The sequence below is a fragment of the Draconibacterium mangrovi genome (genome assembly GCF_010586825.1).
Classification (GTDB): domain Bacteria; phylum Bacteroidota; class Bacteroidia; order Bacteroidales; family Prolixibacteraceae; genus Draconibacterium; species Draconibacterium mangrovi.
Genome location: NZ_JAAAGB010000001.1, coordinates 789,870 through 807,952, shown reverse-complemented (window position 1 = coordinate 807,952; position 18,083 = coordinate 789,870). Strand labels below are relative to the sequence as shown.

At 40.8% G+C, this 18,083-nt stretch carries 18 protein-coding genes and 1 tRNA gene; 14 read left to right on the top strand and 5 right to left on the bottom strand.

Annotation, left to right across the window (positions count from 1 at the left end):
- Position 1 precedes the first annotated feature (1 nt).
- Complete coding sequence (locus G4420_RS03215; protein ID WP_163322141.1) at positions 2–601, top strand: hypothetical protein; 600 nt, start codon at positions 2–4, stop codon at positions 599–601.
- Between the two features lie 5 nt (positions 602–606).
- A complete protein-coding gene (gene secG / locus G4420_RS03210) occupies positions 607–972 on the top strand; it encodes a preprotein translocase subunit SecG (protein WP_163322140.1) in 366 nt (121 codons plus the stop codon).
- A gap of 85 nt (positions 973–1,057) precedes the next feature.
- Here the strand turns inward: secG and G4420_RS03205 are convergent, their stop codons facing one another.
- Positions 1,058–1,543, bottom strand: a complete 486-nt coding sequence (locus G4420_RS03205) for a hypothetical protein (protein ID WP_163322139.1) — start codon at positions 1,541–1,543, stop codon at positions 1,058–1,060.
- A 193-nt stretch (positions 1,544–1,736) separates the two neighbouring features.
- On the bottom strand, positions 1,737–2,315 hold the full coding sequence (locus G4420_RS03200) for a hypothetical protein (protein ID WP_163322138.1): 579 nt from the start codon (positions 2,313–2,315) through the stop codon (positions 1,737–1,739).
- 360 nt (positions 2,316–2,675) lie between these two features.
- On the opposite strand from G4420_RS03200, the gene G4420_RS03195 reads away from it, so the two are divergent.
- The 12 genes from G4420_RS03195 (at position 2,676) to G4420_RS03140 (ending at position 12,894) form a co-directional block, all read left to right on the top strand.
- A complete protein-coding gene (locus G4420_RS03195; RefSeq protein WP_163322137.1) occupies positions 2,676–2,954 on the top strand; it encodes a co-chaperone GroES in 279 nt (92 codons plus the stop codon).
- A gap of 25 nt (positions 2,955–2,979) precedes the next feature.
- Entirely contained in the window at positions 2,980–4,617 is a 1,638-nt protein-coding gene (gene groL, locus G4420_RS03190) for a chaperonin GroEL (protein ID WP_163322136.1), read from the top strand.
- 505 nt (positions 4,618–5,122) lie between these two features.
- The gene (gene gdhA / locus G4420_RS03185) at positions 5,123–6,457 is read left to right on the top strand and encodes an NADP-specific glutamate dehydrogenase (protein ID WP_163322135.1); all 1,335 of its coding nucleotides are present in this window, start codon (positions 5,123–5,125) and stop codon (positions 6,455–6,457) included.
- Positions 6,458–6,729: 272 nt separating this feature from the next.
- Positions 6,730–7,494 carry a TatD family hydrolase gene (locus G4420_RS03180; protein WP_163322134.1) on the top strand — a complete coding sequence of 255 codons (765 nt, stop codon included), beginning with the start codon at positions 6,730–6,732 and terminating at the stop codon, positions 7,492–7,494.
- Positions 7,495–7,522: 28 nt separating this feature from the next.
- Positions 7,523–8,566 carry an asparaginase gene (locus G4420_RS03175; protein ID WP_163322133.1) on the top strand — a complete coding sequence of 348 codons (1,044 nt, stop codon included), beginning with the start codon at positions 7,523–7,525 and terminating at the stop codon, positions 8,564–8,566.
- 71 nt (positions 8,567–8,637) lie between these two features.
- Positions 8,638–8,725, top strand: a tRNA-Ser gene (locus G4420_RS03170).
- A gap of 139 nt (positions 8,726–8,864) precedes the next feature.
- Positions 8,865–9,674, top strand: coding sequence for a MotA/TolQ/ExbB proton channel family protein (locus G4420_RS03165; protein WP_045026257.1), 810 nt, complete (start codon positions 8,865–8,867; stop codon positions 9,672–9,674).
- An 11-nt stretch (positions 9,675–9,685) separates the two neighbouring features.
- Complete coding sequence (locus tag G4420_RS03160; RefSeq protein WP_163322132.1) at positions 9,686–10,144, top strand: hypothetical protein; 459 nt, start codon at positions 9,686–9,688, stop codon at positions 10,142–10,144.
- Between the two features lie 33 nt (positions 10,145–10,177).
- On the top strand, positions 10,178–10,747 hold the full coding sequence (locus tag G4420_RS03155) for a biopolymer transporter ExbD (RefSeq protein ID WP_163322131.1): 570 nt from the start codon (positions 10,178–10,180) through the stop codon (positions 10,745–10,747).
- Between the two features lie 11 nt (positions 10,748–10,758).
- The gene (locus G4420_RS03150; RefSeq protein ID WP_163322130.1) at positions 10,759–11,229 is read left to right on the top strand and encodes an ExbD/TolR family protein; all 471 of its coding nucleotides are present in this window, start codon (positions 10,759–10,761) and stop codon (positions 11,227–11,229) included.
- A gap of 433 nt (positions 11,230–11,662) precedes the next feature.
- Positions 11,663–12,400, top strand: coding sequence for a carbon-nitrogen hydrolase family protein (locus tag G4420_RS03145; protein WP_163322129.1), 738 nt, complete (start codon positions 11,663–11,665; stop codon positions 12,398–12,400).
- A gap of 23 nt (positions 12,401–12,423) precedes the next feature.
- Entirely contained in the window at positions 12,424–12,894 is a 471-nt protein-coding gene (locus tag G4420_RS03140; RefSeq protein WP_163322128.1) for a C-GCAxxG-C-C family protein, read from the top strand.
- Between the two features lie 52 nt (positions 12,895–12,946).
- Here the strand turns inward: G4420_RS03140 and G4420_RS03135 are convergent, their stop codons facing one another.
- The 3 genes from G4420_RS03135 to G4420_RS03125 form a co-directional block, all read right to left on the bottom strand.
- Positions 12,947–13,771 (bottom strand): hypothetical protein, encoded by an 825-nt coding sequence (locus G4420_RS03135; RefSeq protein ID WP_163322127.1) that lies wholly within the window; start codon positions 13,769–13,771, stop codon positions 12,947–12,949.
- A 236-nt stretch (positions 13,772–14,007) separates the two neighbouring features.
- Positions 14,008–15,318 (bottom strand): DEAD/DEAH box helicase, encoded by a 1,311-nt coding sequence (locus G4420_RS03130; RefSeq protein WP_163322126.1) that lies wholly within the window; start codon positions 15,316–15,318, stop codon positions 14,008–14,010.
- A 78-nt stretch (positions 15,319–15,396) separates the two neighbouring features.
- Entirely contained in the window at positions 15,397–18,009 is a 2,613-nt protein-coding gene (locus tag G4420_RS03125) for a TonB-dependent receptor (protein WP_163322125.1), read from the bottom strand.
- Positions 18,010–18,083: the final 74 nt, after the last annotated feature.

Sequence of the window (18,083 nt, the reverse complement as noted above, 5' to 3'; positions counted from 1 at the left end):
TATGGAAAGGGAGCAGTTTCTGACCTATATAAATACATCGAAATCGCTGAATGGAAAGACGTTGGATGTGGTGAAAAAACTTACTTCCGATCTTCCGTGGTTTTCAGCAGGATGGCTGTTGTATTTAAAGAACCTGAAGAATCTGGGACATTCAGATTATGATGCTGTTTTGAAGAAAGTGGCGGTAATGGTTCCCGACAGAAAAGTGTTGTTTAAATTTTTAAATGATGAACTGCCTAAAAAACAGGTGGAAGCTGCAATAGAGAACTCGCAGGTAACTTATCGTTTGGAAGGAGATGTTGAACTACGGTCGGAAAACTCGTTGATTGATAAATTTTTGTCGACCGATAGTGAACGATTGCGAACAGTAAAGCATAATCCGGAGACTAATGGAAACGGGAGCGAGAGGGAACTTGTTGAACAGTCGGTAAAAGAAGATGAGGAGCTGGTTACAGAAACTTTGGCATCAATTTATTTTCAGCAAAAGAACTTCGGGAAAGCTTTGGATGCCTATAAAAAATTAAGTTTGAAATATCCGGAAAAAAGTGTTTACTTTGCAGGCCGTATTGAAGAAATTGAATTGTTAAAGAATAATAATTAAAAAAGATGTATACTTTAATCACCGTTTTACTATTTATCGTTTGTATCCTTTTGGTACTTATTGTACTGGTACAAAACTCTAAAGGAGGAGGTCTGGCAAGTAATTTCCAGTCTTCAGGTCAGGTTATGGGCGTGCGAAAAACAACCGATTTCCTTGAAAAAGGAACCTGGTTTTTGGCAGGAGCTTTATTATTCCTTTCTGTTGTAGGTGCAGGTTTTATTCCTCGCGAGCAATCAGAAACAGACCAAAGTCGTGTGCAGGAACAAATTGAAACAGCTGTTGATCCTACTCAGGTACCAACATTTCCAACAACTACTCCGGCTGCAACTGAAGAAACTCCGGCTGCCGACGATGAAGGTGGTGAAAATTAGGATTCAAAAAAAAGATGATATTATAAATAGCCGTTCGATTTCGAGCGGCTTTTTTTATGGTCTGCGTTCTTATATGTTTGTACTATTATTGAGGTAAGTCCGTAGTAATTGTTTTTCCAGTAATATCATCAATAATAAGGATGATGTATTTCTCTTTCCTAAAATAGAACTGCCGGGTAGAAAACTGTAGGTCTTTCATTTCGCGTTCACCATGCTTATTAAAAAACGGGCGCCTGATATGTTTTTTGTATACCGGAGTATTGTTAAGGTATGAATCGAAGGCTGCCAGCCGTAGCTCACAGGTGCAACATTTACTGGTTTTTCCACAATCTTTTGCTTCTTCAATTTGGTATGCACATCCAATTGCTTCGCCACAAAGCATGTATAGAAGGTCCTCGTCAGTTTTGTTCGAAAAGATCGTTTTTAGCGCGTTATTAAACGCTTGCAGTCTCATGTCTTTGTCGAGCAGTAACACGCAGCTGGTGATATTGTCTAAGACCAGATTCAAAAATTCACCCGATTCGGCAAGCATGTCGAAGCTGTGATTGGCCATTGTTTTTTTTGATTGCATATTGGCGTTGTTTGGTATATTAACGTTAAAAATACAAAAAATAGATATTGAAAATCAATGTGTAAGGTTTTTTTTGAAAACAGGCAGGGCCCTATTTGTGGAAATTTTTAAAACGAGAATAGCCGGGTATTTTTCGACCAATTATGTTTAATGTACAGCTATTCTCGGGTCAAGATATTTTTATGATGCTATTTTATAAGGTAAACCGAGGTGAGTTGTACTCGCTCTCGATAACCAGGGGAATAGCAAATTGTGCATCGGATGAAAGATTAAAGTTGGCCAGCCCGTTAATTTCAATTGAAATAAGATAGCGTGGATTTTCATTCAGCCGGTTGATTAACGGAGCCAGAACATCATCCAAAACCAATGAATGTGTATTACTACTCAATATATTACCACCTTGTAACAAATCTACCGAGTGGATTTGCTGGTACATGCCGTCGCCTTGTGGTTTGTACGAGATTACAAGCTGGAGCTCTTCAATAGTTTCGTTGTTTTGCAGGCTTTCAAACGAAAGGGTAGAACCCACCCCCGGATTGATCTGAACAACATCGCCCGGACATTCTTTGAGATCGTCGCTGTAACCCAGACAAAAAATTCCAATACCATTAAAATGGTAAGTTCCCGATGATTCGCTGAGATCGGCTAAATAGGATTTTGTTGGAATGTCGACGATCAATCTGGTTTCGGTTGTGTAATCGGTGTTTGCATCGTCGCAGGCAAACAGAGGTAGTAAGAGTACCCCCAATAAAATTAAATTTCTGAGTTTCATGGCTTCCTGTTTTAAGTGTTATAACACCAGGGTACTTTGGCTCTGTTTTCTGACTTTAATAAGTACGATTAAAGTTAGTCAATAGTTGCGAAAAGAAAAAGTAAAAGACAAATAAGTATTAAATAAAATTTTAGACAAGGTTAACTTGCTTGTTCTGTCACCATGGCAGAAACTCTGACACGCGTATAAGATGCAGAAAGACAGATGAATACTGTGTGTGCGGAAGGCCTGCATAAAGTTCCCAATGTAATTTTGTCCTTAATTTGAAGTGCATTGTTGCTTTTTATCAATTGGCATAAAATATGATACTGAGAGTGCGTTAAAACGAAAAAAATATTTAATCATAAAAACTAAAACAAAATGGCAGATTTAAAAGGTAAAATTCTTGCTGGCAAGATCCTGGTTCAGCCGCAGGAAGCAGAAGAAAAAACAGTGAGTGGTATCATTATTCCTGATTCGGCAAAGGAAAAACCACAGGTTGGTACTGTAGTATTGGCAGGCGCTGATAAAAAAGATGAGCCAATGGAATTAAAAGTTGGTGATATTGTTTTTTACGGTAAATACTCAGGTACTGAGTTGAACATTGATGGAGTAGATTATTTATTGATGTCGCAATCTGACGTTTTATACATTAACTAATTTCAAAAAGTAAAAATCAGAAAAGATGGCTAAAGAAATTAAATTCGATATTGAAGCACGCGATTTGCTTAAAAGTGGTGTTGATCAACTGGCTAATGCCGTAAAAGTTACTTTAGGACCAAAAGGTCGTAACGTAGTTATCGAGAAAAAATTTGGAGCACCACAAATTACTAAAGACGGTGTAACTGTTGCAAAAGAAATTGAGTTAAGCGACGCATACGAAAATATGGGCGCTCAAATGGTTAAAGAAGTAGCTTCTAAAACCGGCGACGACGCTGGTGATGGTACTACTACAGCAACTGTTTTGGCACAATCAATCGTTAATGTTGGTTTGAAAAACGTTACTGCAGGTGCAAATCCAATGGATCTGAAACGCGGTATCGACAAAGCTGTTGAAGCAGTTGTTGCAAGCATTAAAGAGCAAGCTCAAACAATTGGCGACGACTACGCAAAAATCGAGTCAGTAGCAAAAATCTCTGCCAACAACGATGCAGTTATCGGATCGTTGATTGCTGAGGCAATGAAAAAAGTACACAAAGAAGGTGTTATCACAATTGAAGAAGCAAAAGGTACTGATACTTACGTTGACGTAGTTGAAGGTATGCAATTCGACCGTGGTTACCTTTCTCCATATTTTGTAACCGATGCAGAAAAAATGGTTGCAGAATTGGATAACCCGTATATTCTGATCCACGACAAAAAGATCAGCACAATGAAAGACCTTCTTCCTGTATTGGAAGCTTCAGCTCAAACAGGTCGTCCATTGATGATCATTTCTGAAGATGTAGATGGCGAAGCATTGGCAACCTTGGTTGTTAACCGTTTGCGTGGTTCGTTAAAAGTATGTGCTGTTAAAGCTCCTGGTTTTGGCGATCGCAGAAAAGAAATGTTGGAAGACATTGCAATCCTGACTGGTGGTACAGTAATTACCGAAGAAAAAGGTATGAAACTGGAGCAGGCGACAATCGATATGTTGGGTCAGTGCGAAAAAATTACCGTTGACAAAGAAAATACAACTGTAGTTAATGGTGCGGGTGCGCAAGAAGCTATTGCTGCTCGTGTTAACCAAATCAAAACGCAGATGGAAACAACAACTTCTGATTACGACAAAGAAAAACTGCAAGAGCGTTTGGCTAAATTGGCCGGTGGTGTTGCTGTTATTTATGTTGGTGCTGCTTCAGAAGTAGAAATGAAAGAGAAAAAAGACCGCGTAGATGATGCATTGCACGCAACCCGCGCTGCTGTTGAAGAAGGAATCGTTCCTGGTGGTGGTGTTGCTTTGGTACGTGCAATTGCTGCATTGGAAGACCTGAAAGGCGAAAACGAAGACGAAACAACAGGTGTTGAAATCGTTAAACGTGCCATCGAGGAGCCATTGCGTCAGATTGTAGCTAACGCTGGTAAAGAAGGTGCGGTAGTTGTTCAAAACGTAAAAGACGGTGAAGGTGATTACGGTTACAATGCTCGTACTGATGAATACCAGAAACTTTACGAAACTGGTGTTATCGATCCAGCAAAAGTAACTCGTGTTGCACTTGAAAACGCTGCTTCAATTGCCGGAATGTTCTTAACCACCGAAACCGTAATTGTTGAGGTTAAAGAAGATGGTCCAGCAATGCCAATGGGTGGCCCTGGTATGGGCGGCATGGGCGGTATGATGTAAAAATCAGCTCAAAATATTATAGTAAAGCTCTTCCCGTTCGGAAGGGCTTTTTTTATGCCCAAAATTTTATGATTCAATTCTCTTGAAAAACACCTCTGTCCCTAACTTTTGTTAGCTGGTTTATACTGGACTGTGTTTTTTGATACTTTGATAGAAAAAACTGTTTTTAACTAATAAGCTCTAAAGTTTCTGAAATGCAATAGTTAAGAATTTAAACTTTGGATATAGAAATGCTTACAATTGCCTGTTTTTGAGGTGTTTCGGGGAATGATGCCAGGAATACTGATTTCCGTCACACAGTGTTTTTTAACATCTTTTGTCTTGTGTTTAAAGTACTGTAAATCAACAAGAAGAAGTGATGGGTAAATCTTGAGAAAAGCTTGTTATTTATTTTTTTACTTCTCTACCTTTGCCAAACAATCATTTTTTTGATTGGGAAAGTTCATAAATGAATATGATTTTTAACGGGGCAGCTGCTAGTTGGTGTCCTCTAATTTTTAACCTTATGAAAACAGATATAAATGAATTCATCGCGAATTTGGAGCACAGAACTCCGGGGGAAAATGAATTTCACCAGGCGGTAGAAGAAGTAATTGGTTCGGTTTGGGATTTTTACGAAAAGAATCCACGTTACCAGCGCGCTAAAATTCTGGAACGCATGGTTGAGCCCGAGCGGGTAATTATGTTCCGTGTGCCCTGGGTCGACGATCGGGGAGAAGTGCAAATAAACCGTGGTTACCGTGTTGAGTTTAACTCGGCATTGGGGCCATACAAAGGAGGTTTGCGGTTTCATGCCAGTGTAACTCTTAGTATTTTGAAGTTTTTAGGATTTGAACAAACTTTTAAGAATAGCCTTACAACTTTGCCAATGGGCGGAGGAAAAGGCGGATCAGACTTTAGCCCGAAAGGAAAAAGCGATGGCGAGATTATGCGGTTTTGCCAGAGTTTTATGACCGAGTTGTATCGCCATATCGGGCCACATACCGATGTGCCTGCCGGAGATATCGGCGTTGGCGGACGTGAGATTGGTTACCTGTTTGGACAATATAAACGAATTAAAAACGAATTTACAGGTGTATTAACCGGAAAAGGTTTGGCCTGGGGTGGAAGTTTAATTCGTCCGGAAGCAACTGGTTTTGGTGCAGTTTATTTTGCACAGCACATGTTGCACCGTATTGGAAAAGATATTGAAGGCCAAACAATTTCGGTATCGGGATTTGGAAACGTTGCCTGGGGAGCCATTTCCAAAATTAATGAGCTTGGAGGAAAGGTGGTAACCATTTCCGGACCTGATGGCTACATCTACGATAAAAATGGAATTACTGGCGACAAAGTGGAATACCTGCTTGAATTGCGTGCTACAAATAATGACATTGTTTCGCCGTATGCCGAAGAATTTGATGCTGAGTTTGTTGCCGGTAAACGTCCGTGGGAAGTGCCGGTTGATTTGGCAATGCCTTGTGCTACCGAAAACGAAGTTGGTTTGGAAGATGCAAAAGAACTGGCTAAAAATGGATGTAAACTATTAGCCGAAGCATCGAATATGGGCTGTACCGCCGAAGCGGTCGACTTTTTAAGCGAGGCAATGGATTATGCTCCAGGCAAAGCAGTAAATGCCGGTGGTGTTGCTGTTTCCGGGTTGGAAATGTCGCAAAACAGTATGCGAATTAACTGGCCGCGCGAAGAAGTGGACGAGCGTTTAAAGGGAATTATGAAAGCTATTCACGAAACTTGCGTAAGCTATGGCGCAAAAGGAAATAAGATTGACTATGTAAAAGGTGCCAATGTTGGCGGTTTTGTTAAAGTAGCCGAAGCGATGCTGGCACAGGGAGTTGTGTAGTCCGGTTAAGAAATACTTAATATTGATAAGATAAAAACATCTGTTCGGATTTCGGACGGATGTTTTATTTTACGTACCATTCAGCCATGCTGCAGTCTCCAAAAGCGAAAATTTAATTTTTAGGTAAAGTTGAAAAGGAGGTAGGGAACAAACACTTTTTTACTTTTGTCGGCAATTAAGGTTTTATTGTCTGGTTTCGCAGACTATTAAAAGAGATAAATAAGTTATAAATAGAAAACAGGCAGTAGCTAGCTTAAGGTAAAAGTACCTAGATGTTAATAGATACACATTCTCATATATATTCAGAAGATTTTATTCACGATCGGGACGAAGCATTAAAACGTGCCGATGAGAGTGGAATCAAAAAGATTATTCTTCCGAATATTGATTCCGGCTCGATAAAACATATGCTCGATCTGGCCGGGGCTTACCCCAATTTATGCTTTCCGCTTATTGGTTTGCATCCAACTTCGGTAGAAGAAGACTACGAAGAGGAGTTGGAGGCTATTGAATACTGGTTGCAACGACGAAAATTCTATGGTATAGGTGAGATTGGTATCGATTTGTATTGGGAAAGCAAATATGAACAGGAGCAAAAAGAGGCTTTCCGATATCAGATACGTTTGGCAAAAAAGTTAAACCTTCCCATTGTTGTGCATGTACGGAAGTCTTTTGATCAGACCTATGAAATTGTAAAGGAAGAACAAGATGGATCACTGCGTGGTATCTTTCATTGTTTTAGCGGAACGGCGGAGGAAGCACAAAAAATTACAGAATTGGGATTTTTGCTCGGTATAGGCGGAGTTGTGACCTTTAAAAACAGCGATCTCGACGAAGTAATAAAAGAAATCGATCCGCATCACCTGGTCCTCGAAACCGATTCACCTTATCTGGCCCCCGTTCCTAAAAGAGGTAAACGAAACGAGAGTTCCTATCTCATTCATGTGGCACAGAAAGTGGCTGACGTATACCGCTTACCGCTTACTCGCATTGCCGAAATAACTACAACCAATGCCCGTAATTTATTCGGAATTTGATAACTTGCAGGCATAATTAAAAACTGCAATGACCACAAGAACTGCCAAAAAGACTTCTATATTAATAATATATACCGGAGGTACCATTGGTATGGTTCAGGACCCCAAAAATGGAGCCTTGCGACCCGTAAAGTTTGATAAAATTCAGGAAGTGGTTCCTGAATTGAAGAAGTTTGATTTCATAATAAAGACGATCACTTTTAATCCTGCTCTTGATTCTTCCAACATGAATCCGATTTCGTGGATTAAAATTGCAAAAACTATCGAACGGCATTACAATGCTTACGATGGTTTTGTTGTTTTGCACGGAACCGATACAATGGCATATACAGCTTCGGCCTTAAGCTATATGTTCGAGAACCTGGACAAACCAATCATCTTAACCGGATCGCAACTGCCAATTGGTGTAATTCGTACCGATGGAAAGGAAAACCTGATAACTGCCGTTGAAATTGCAGCCGAAAAAGTTCAGGGAGAATGCCTGGTACCCGAAGTGTGTATTTATTTTGATTTTAAATTATACCGAGGAAACCGAACTTTAAAACGCGATGCCGAATTGTTTAGCGCGTTTCGTTCGGTGAATTATCCGGCTTTGGCTGTGGCCGGCATCGATATAAAATATAGTATCGAGTTTATTCATTATCCTGAAAATAAAGGGATTTTAAAAGTAAATACCGATTTTGATGACAATGTAGTTATCCTGAAAATATTTCCGGGAATTAACCAGAACGTTTTTAATTCGGTGTTAAATACTCCCGGGTTGAAAGGCGTTGTACTTGAGACTTTTGGATCTGGGAATGTGCCTACATCGCGCTGGCTGATTAATGCTATTAAGCGGGCCATTAAACGAGGCATAGTGGTATTAAATGTTACCCAGTGCCAGGGAGGAAAGGTGGTTATGGGGCAGTATCAAACAAGTGTTGAGTTACTTAATGCAGGTGTAGTTTCGGCAAAAGATATGACCACTGAAGCCGCAGTTACAAAGCTGATGTTTTTGCTAGGGCAAGGCCTTAAACCGGACGAAATCAAAATGTACCTCAATAAAAGTCTGCGCGGGGAAATTAGTGAATAGCAAAGTTTTTTTTTCACAATTTTTTATTAATTTGCAGCCCTCATTTTTGGGAGGCCGCGCTAACGAATACTGGAGAGGTGCAGGAGTGGCTGAACTGGCACGCCTGGAAAGCGTGTGTACCCCGAAAGGGTACCGAGGGTTCGAATCCCTCTCTCTCCGCAAAAATGGGACGTTCATTAAAAAATAAAAACAAGCTTTTGAATAGGGGCATGTTTTTTGTGGGACAATGGATTAATATTTTAAAAATCAATACAAAAACAAATTCAAAGAGATTATTAATTAAAAATTCAAATCAATTATGAAAAGACTATTCGCGTTAATAGCCGTATTTGGGATGCTGTTTTTTATGGCATCGAATGTAGCGCTTGCTCAAGAGGAAGAAGCAGCTGCCACAGAAACTGCTACTGAACAAGTAGAGCAAACATCTGCTGCAATAGCTGAAGAAGATGCTGCAGCCGCTGCAGAAGAAGGAAAATCACTTCACAGTCAGATGAAACAAAAATTTATTGAAGGTGACCCTGCTTTCATGAGCTTCGTATTGGTAGCCCTTATTTTAGGTCTTGCCTTTGCAATTGAAAGAGTTCTTTACCTTAACCTTGCAACCAGCAATACTAAAAAACTGTTGGCTAGTGTTGAAGAAGCATTAGAAAGTGGCGGCGTAGAGGCTGCAAAAGAAGTATGTCGTACTACTCGCGGACCAGTAGCTAGTATTTTCTATCAAGGTCTTGATCGTTTCGATCATGGTATCGATGTAGTTGAAAAAACAGTTATTTCTTACGGTGGTGTTCAAGCCGGTCTTTTGGAAAAAGGATTAAGCTGGATCGCACTTTTCATCGCTTTGGCTCCGATGCTTGGTTTCATGGGTACTGTAATCGGTATGATTGGTGCTTTTGATGCTATTGAGGTAGCAGGTGACATTAGCCCTTCTCTTGTGGCTGGTGGTATTAAAGTAGCTTTGATTACAACTGTATCAGGTCTTGTTGTTGCTATTATTCTTCAGATTTTCTACAACTACTGTGTAGCTAAAATCGATAGCATCATTAACAACATGGAAGATGCTTCTATCTCGTTGTTAGACTTGTTGGTAAAACATAACATGCAAAAATAAAGAATAGAAAAATGGGTAAAACAGCAAAAATAGTTACGATTGTACTATGGGCTCTTATCATTGTTTCTACTATTCTTCTTGTTTCTTTATTTGTAAACATAAGTGATGTAGATACAGACCCTACTATGGGGCGTTGGATTAATTCCAACTTGGTATGGAGCTACATACTTGTAGCTGTTGGTGCCGGTGTTGCAGTTCTTTCAGGACTGTTCCACATGTTCACCGACAAAAAAGCTGCAAAATCAGGGCTTATTTCCCTGGGATTCATGGCAGTAGTGGTTCTTGTAGCCTACTTACTGGCTTCTCCAGAAATTCCACAATTTATTGGTGTGGACAAATTTTTGGCAGATGGAACCTTAAATGAGAAAGTAGCAAAATTAACAGACACTGGGTTGTATGCAACATATATCCTTTTAGGATTGGCAGTATTGTCGGTTGCATCATCAGCAGTAATGCGTTTGTTTAGATAAGTTTAATCGTGGTAATTAAAACAGGAAAAAGTTATGGCTAAGAAAATACCTGAAATACCGGCAGCATCTTTAGCAGATATTGCATTTATGTTGCTGATCTTCTTCCTGGTAACAACCACGATGGACGTTGACAGCGGTCTTCGTAGAAAACTTCCACAATGGGCACCTGATCAAGAACAAAATGACGATCAGCAAATTAATGAGCGGAACGTATTCGTTGTTCTTGTAAATAAAAACAATGACCTATTGGTAGAAGGAGACTACGAACAAATTGAGAATCTGCGTGAAAGGGCAAAAGAATTTATGGCGAACCCATATAATGCTGAAAATTTGCCTGAGAAAGAGCCTATGGAAATACCTTACTTCGGTGAACAAATGGTAACCAAAGGGGTAATTTCATTGCGTAACGACTTGGATACTCAGTATGGAACTTACTTAGCTGTTCAAAACGAACTGGTTGCTGCCATTAATGAATTAAGAGACGAGTTAGCAAAACAAAAGTTTGGAAAAGCTTATGTTGATCTGGATGGTGACCAACAGGACGCTATCAAAAAGATCTATCCTTCGCGAATTTCTGAAGCTGAACCAAAAGGTAAAATTTAAAAGAATAGATTATGAGCAAGTTTAGAAAAGATGATGGTAAGGAATTACCTCCTATTTCGACGGCCTCGTTGCCTGACATTGTGTTCATGCTTCTGTTCTTCTTTATGGTTAGTACAACAATGCGTGAGGTAACACTAAAGGTAAAAATGCGTATTCCGGAAGCTACTGAATTGAGCAAACTGGAAAAAAAATCTTTAGTAAGTTACATTTATATTGGTGAACCTCTTCCAGCGTTCCAAAAAACGTTTGGTAAGGCACCACGTATTCAGTTGAACGATCAATTCGCTGCAGTTGATGAAGTACAGGATTTCATTATTGCTGAACGCGAAGCCAGAGATGAGGCTGAACAACCATTTATGGTTACTTCGTTGAAAATTGATGAGAATACAAGAATGAGTATTGTAGGTGATGTAAAGCAGGAGCTGCGTAAATCGGCTGCACTGAACATTAACTACTCGTCAAGAAAGAAAGCTGAAAGATAATTCATTGAATTAGATACAGGAAAAGGGAAGCATTAGCTTCCCTTTTTTGTTGCCCGTTTTTTTTCATTCGAAAAGGGAATAACATCTTGAGGGGCATCTGGTTTCTCTGGCCAATACTTTCCATCACTTGATACTACAATTATAAACACAAGTGATTCGAAAAAAAGTCACTTGTGATTTTTATAAAAATCACAAGTGTTTAAATTAGAAAAGACAAGTGATTAACTTTTATCATTCAAAAGCATGTATTTGTTACTTGAAAGAATAATAATTCGCCGAATTTCTGATTAAGATTTACAGCGATTAATTAATTTTGATTTTCCTGTTTTACGTCTTAAAAACAAAATAGAAGTGCCGATCCGGAAAACCGGAAAACACGAAAAGCCTTGCACCAAAACAAGTATAACCGAACATAAACGATCAAAAAAACACAATGAGAGTAGCTGTTGCACAAATTGAAGCCGTAAAAGGGAACATTGAAAAAAATGTTGAAACCCATCTAAAGTGGATAAAACAGGCCATTCGAATTGAAGCCGACATGGTGGTATTTCCTGAATTATCGTTAACCGGCTACGAAAGAGAGCTGGCCGGGGAGTTGGCCACCAACCCGGATGACAAAAGACTGGATGAAATGCGACGATTAAGTGATCAGAGCTGCATTACAATAGGAGTTGGATTACCAACACGAAAATTGGACAATGTATTTATCAGCATGATTATTTTTCAGCCTCATACCGATCGAATAAGCTATTCGAAACAATATTTGTACCCTCCGGAGGCACCGTTTTTTACCGCAGCCAAAAATCCAATGGTGCTTAATTTAAAAACAGAAGTAGTGTCGCCCGCCATTTGCTACGAAGCCTCAAATGATGCACACTGGGAGTATGCCAGCCAGAATAATGCAACAATTTATATTGCAAGCGTTTTAAGTTCGGTTGCAGGAATTGAGGCAGAGATTAAAAAACTTTCAGGTATGGCAAAAAGCAAAAATATGGTAACACTTATGTCCAATTATGTGGGGCGTTCAGGAGGTTACGAATGCGCCGGAAGATCATCGGTATGGAATGAAAAAGGGGAGCTGATGGGGCAACTTGACGAAAAAACTGAAGGCTTGCTATTATTCGATACAGAAACAAAAGAAATTAAAACTGTCATTGACGGCGAGGCATAACAGGCCAACTAAAAATCGAAACTATGAACAAACCATTAGACTACAACGAGCTTAGCAATAAAGCGGTCGGGCTTTTCTGGCAGGATTATAATTGTGCACAATCTGTTCTGATTTCTTATTCCGATGTTTTGCAAGTAGATAGAGAAGCCGCCATTAATTTATCGTGTGGATTTGGTGGCGGCATGGGCCGCTTGCAGGAAACTTGTGGGGCAGTATCGGCCGCCTATATGATTTTTGGTTTGGTTAACGCCAATTCGAAAGATAACCCGGAAAAAGTGGAAAAGACCTATGGTATGGTTCAATCGTTTCATAATCGGTTTACGCAGCAGAAAGGAACAACGGTTTGCAAGGCATTAATCAATTGCGACTTAAACACCGCAGAAGGCCAGAATTATTTCAAAACCAATAACCTGAAAAAGGAAGTCTGCGAAGGTTGTATCCGCGATTCAGTTAAGCTGATAAATGAAATAATTCGAGAATCTCACGGGGAATGATTTTTTCCTACTCCGGTTAATAATTCACTCATATTTTAAGCCCGGATTTTCTTTAATTTGGGTTTTGCCGGCCTTTAAGAAAGGTGATTATACCACCTGCAGATGCCAGAACAAAAAAGTATTCGGCAATAACACCAATGTAGAAAAAAAGTGATTCTTCACTTCCGGTTTTGCCCGAATGTACATTGTGAATAATTACACCGGCAATCGCAACAGGAAGCGAGATCACAGCTATAGTCAACAGTCCTTTTAACCTTTTTTGGAGTTTCACTACTAATGTTGCTTCCATTTCGGGTGAGAAAAAGGAGTGCTTTTTCCGAAGGGTTATGCCCAAATAAATCCAGAATGCCAGCGAAATAATTATCCCCCAGGGAAACGCGAAGAAAATCATCACCATTACACCTATTCCAATTACTAAGCCGTTTAGTAGCTTCTTATCAGCCGCAGTTTGGATTGGTTTATTTGCGGGTTTTATGGAAGCTGCAATAAAAGTAAGTATCGCGGCTGTCAGATCGCAAAAGATACTTGTAAACATCAAAATGGAAATGTAAAGGACATTCCTATTGTCAAGGAATGCAAAAGCACTGTCGGTATCGATTAATCCCAAAATAAGAAGAAGTACCCCGATTAAGATGTAGTTTCCTATCCGTATGTTGTCGTTATGTATACTCCTTTTAATAATTAGCAGGTAGCCAACCAATAGTGCCAGGCGAAGACCAATTGCCAGCGATATACCGGTTAAAGCTCCGGTATTGGCTGAGCCAGGTAGTGTTTTGGAATAAGCTCCGGGCGTAACGATGAGTAAAAAAAGTATGGAAAAGATCAACATACCAGCTGCAATCATTAATAGCCTGATATGTCGTTGTTTTGTTTTCATAATACCTTGTTTGTATTGTTACTCTTGCCGCTGTTCTGCATGCAATCATATCTTTTTTTACATAAATATTATGAAAAAGGTTACGGGATTTTATCTGTTGAAATCGCTTAGTATTCCGGAAGTTTTTTACGGTTTAGGATTCTAAAACCAGGCGAATAAGTTATTGAACTTACCTGAGTACAAATATTAACTCAAGGAAAATAAAATAGCAAAGAAGATGAGTTTAGAGCGTATTATTAAATAAGCGAAATGCGTACTTTTTTATTTTTCAATTTAGTGTTACTGACTTCTGCAATTACTGCCTCAACTTTATCCGACCGAACGGCTACAAAAGCACAGTCGTGTTTTAATTCTATCACGCCTAATTCTTCTTTGCCGAGTTTGCCCTGTTTAAAAAATAATCCGGCAATATCGCCTTTCGAAATTTTATCTTTTCGTCCACCCGAAACAAAAAGTGTATCCCATCCTGATGTGGAGGGGAGAGCTGCCTCTGTAAGTTCTTCAATTTCGGTAGGTTGAATAAATTCAGGATAATCCTCACCTTCCCATTTTAGAATATAAGCAGTTCCTTCACTGTGCATTCGTGCTGTTCGCCCGTTGCGGTGTGTAAATTCCTGAAAACGTAAGGGAAGATGGTAATGCAGAATAAATTTTAACTCCGGAATATCTAGCCCGCGTGCTGCCAGATCGGTTGCAACAATTAAACGATATGTCCCGTTTCTGAATTTAATCAGTACCCGCTCGCGGTCGGTTTGTTCCATTCCTCCGTAAAAAGTACCGTGGCTAATCCCGTTTTCAGTAAGATATGTACTAACCCGGTCAATCGATTCTTTAAAATTGCAAAAGATAATGCCGGGTTGGTTTCCTAAATGGCGCAACGCTTTCACCAATGTTTCCAGTTTATCTTTCTCGGGCGAAACAATGGTTTTAATCTCCAGCTCAGGAATCTCATCCTTCAGGAAATTAACGTTTAGCGGGTTTTTAAAAGCCAGAAAATCGGGGATGCGCACACGATGAGTCGCCGATGTAAGCACCTTTTTCTCTACTTCTGGAAGAAAAGAAACAATGTCTTGCATGTCTTTTTCAAAACCAATTTCCAGCGATTTATCAAACTCATCAAGAACCAGCGTTTTTATTTTGTGCGTGTAAAACGTTTCACGGCGCATGTGGTCGGCAATTCTTCCCGGCGTGCCAATTAAGATGGCCGGTGGGCGGTTTAAATCAATGCGGTCTTTACTAAAATTTCGTCCACCGTAAAAAGCATTGCATTTGTAACCGGTACCCATGTCGCGGGTAACCTGCTCAATTTGTATCGCCAGTTCGCGCGAAGGAACCAAAATGAGCACCTGAACAAATTCGCAATCCGGATCGAGTTCGGCAACAATGGGTAACATAAAGGCCAGCGTTTTTCCTGTTCCGGTTGGCGAAAGTAAAATGGTGTTATCGGCTTTATGAATGGCAAGTTTTGCTTCCTCCTGCATCGGATTAAGCTTCTCAATATTTAGCTTGCTGAGAATATTTTTCTGGTTCTTCTTTTTTCCTGACATGGCGCAAAGGTAAGTTTAATTCGTTCAGTTTGATCGAATCGAAACTTAACGGATTATAATTTAACGGTACCAACGCGATTACCTTCTCCTTCTACGCCGGTCCTCTTTGGTAAAATTCCAGGTCAGTTTAGTACCGATCATTTGTGGAGAGCTCGGCACAAAAGTAGGTACACCAAACAGGCTTCCGGTATTTCCGGCGCTGGTGATAAACTGTTCGTCGAGTACGTTGTTCGCCCAAACCGTTAATCGGATTTTCGGATCGGCCAGTTCAAGCCCGCCGTTAATATTTAGCAAACCATAAGCATCCTGTTCCAGTCCGGGAGTGTTGGCATCCTCAAAATACATGTGCGATTTATACGAATACGTTGGTGTTACAAACAGCTTAATGTTGGGTGTAATGTTAACACGTGCATTCAACCCTACGGCAAAGCTGTGTTCCGGTGCCAGACTAAAAACATTGCCGGCATAAAGTTGTGCAGCTCCATCTACATCAGTGGAGTCGAATTCGGTTTTTAACCACGCGTAATTGGCAAACAGGTCAAGTTGTTCTATAATAGCTACTCGTAAATTAGCCTCGGCACCATACGATGTCGCCTGTCCGCCGTCTTTAAACAGAAGGTTGTATTCCCCGGTTTGGCTGTCTGCTACCCACGCACGGGTTTGGAAATCTTTGTAAAGCGAGTAGAAACCTGCCACGTCAACAAACACACGGTCGTAGAATGCGGCTTTAAAGCCCAGTTCATAATTGTCGAGGATTTCCGGCTCCAGAACTTCCTCTTCTCCTGTTGAGGTAAACTGCAATACGGCAGGCCGGCGTCCGCGCGAGTAGTTGGCATAAATATTTCCGTATTCGTTAAAGCGGTATTTTAACCCTCCGCGCCAGGTATACGAAATTGTATTTTTTTTGATCTCTTTTGAATCATAGGGCAAAAAGAAAACGTTGGGAGCATTACCCGTATACATTCCCAGTGTTGAAGGCGAGCCGCTTACAAAAGAAGATTCACTGTTCAGTTTATAACGGTCGTAAACCATCCGTGCTCCTGCCGAAACAAAAATCTTCCGCGAAACCTGGTAGTTGATATCCATAAAACCTTCCACGGCCATGTTGGTGGCCTGGCTGTACATTTCTTCCTGATGATTTGTTGGAAGAGGGATGTAAATCGTTGTGTCCAGATCAGGATCATAATTGGGTATTGCCTGAATTGAAATTGGCTGACCATTGGCATCCACTAATGGCATTGGAGGACTGGCCAGCATTAGATTGGCTAAATGCTGCTCATTGGGCGAGAACCAGTAAGTCTGGTCGGCTTTTTCCCTCCAAAAGCTTCCTCCCAGCGAACCGTTCAAACGGCTGTTCTGCGAGAAGTTTCCACGAATTTCCTGGTAAAACTGTGATGATCCGGCATACTCAGCCATATCGATGGCCGCCGAGGCCGTACCGTCGCCATCCCACCGTGATGTGGCATCTGTTTTTCGATACGAAGTGATACTTGTCCAGTAGGTATGTTCGCTCATGTAAAGGCGGTAGTTCAGTGTTGCATCAAAAATCTCTTTTCCGGTACCCAGGTTTTTGCCCTGCTCGTGCGATGCTACGCCACTAAAAATGCCAATATCGCCATTTGTATTTGGCAGACCAGCGGGCATAAATGCTATTCCCGGAGTATCGTCTTTCTGGTAATTAACCACCACATCAAAACGGTGGTTCCATTGTGGCTTGAAGCGCAAAGAAAAACGTCCGGCAATGGTTTCTTTACCCATCAGGTCGCTGCCAAAAGTGTTCTCCACATAACCATCGCGCGAGTTGTAAATACCCGCTGCCCGCATCATCAACTTGTTCTCGATGATCGGAACATTAATCATTCCGCGGTATTCCTGTTGACCGTAATCTCCCAATCCTGCGGTAATGCTTCCGTAATATTTATTCTCCGGCATTTTGCTAACGTAGTGAACTGCTCCGGCCTGTGCACCACGTCCGAAAAGCGTGTTTTGCGGTCCTTTCAATACTTCCACGCGGTCCATATCGTACAGCTCGAGCGAAGCTGAATTGGCCCGGTTTATAGGCACATTATTAAAAAATACCGAAACACGTGGTTGGGCGCTGGGACTCACTTCATCGCTGCTTAGTCCGCGAATGGCAAAAGTGGGGCGGTTGGCGCCCTGCTCGCGTACGTATAATCCCGGAACAAATTCACCCAGTGTGCTTAGCTCGGTGATGTTGGCCTCATTCATCAGTTGGTTGCTTACCGATGAAATGGCTGTTGGAACATCAAGCAATTGTTGCTCTCGTTTTTGTGCGCTTACCAGTATCGGTTCCAGATGGATGTCGGCTGTAGGTAGCATTACATTCTTTTCATTCCGTCCTTCCCGTAGAATAATATCAGCAGTATGGGTTTCATAACCGATAAACGAAACGCGGATACGTGCCCTCCCAGGTTCCAGGTTCGTGATAAAATATTCACCGTCTTCGTTCGTGTTCACTCCTTTATAAGTCCCGTCGATCGTAACCGTGGCACCGGGTAAAAGATTGTAATCGCTGTCGTACACCGAACCACGTACATAAACAGTTGGCTGTTCACGCGAAACGGCTTCAACATTTCGGTATTTGCGTTTTACCTTACTGCGTTTTTTGCTTTGACCAAAGGAGGTTGAAACAATAAATACCAGGAGAATTATACTGAGAAGAGTCTTCATGTTTCTTTTGTTCTGAGTTTGTTTGAATAAATAACGGAAAATCGGGGGAAATAATATATCGCTGTTATTGAGAA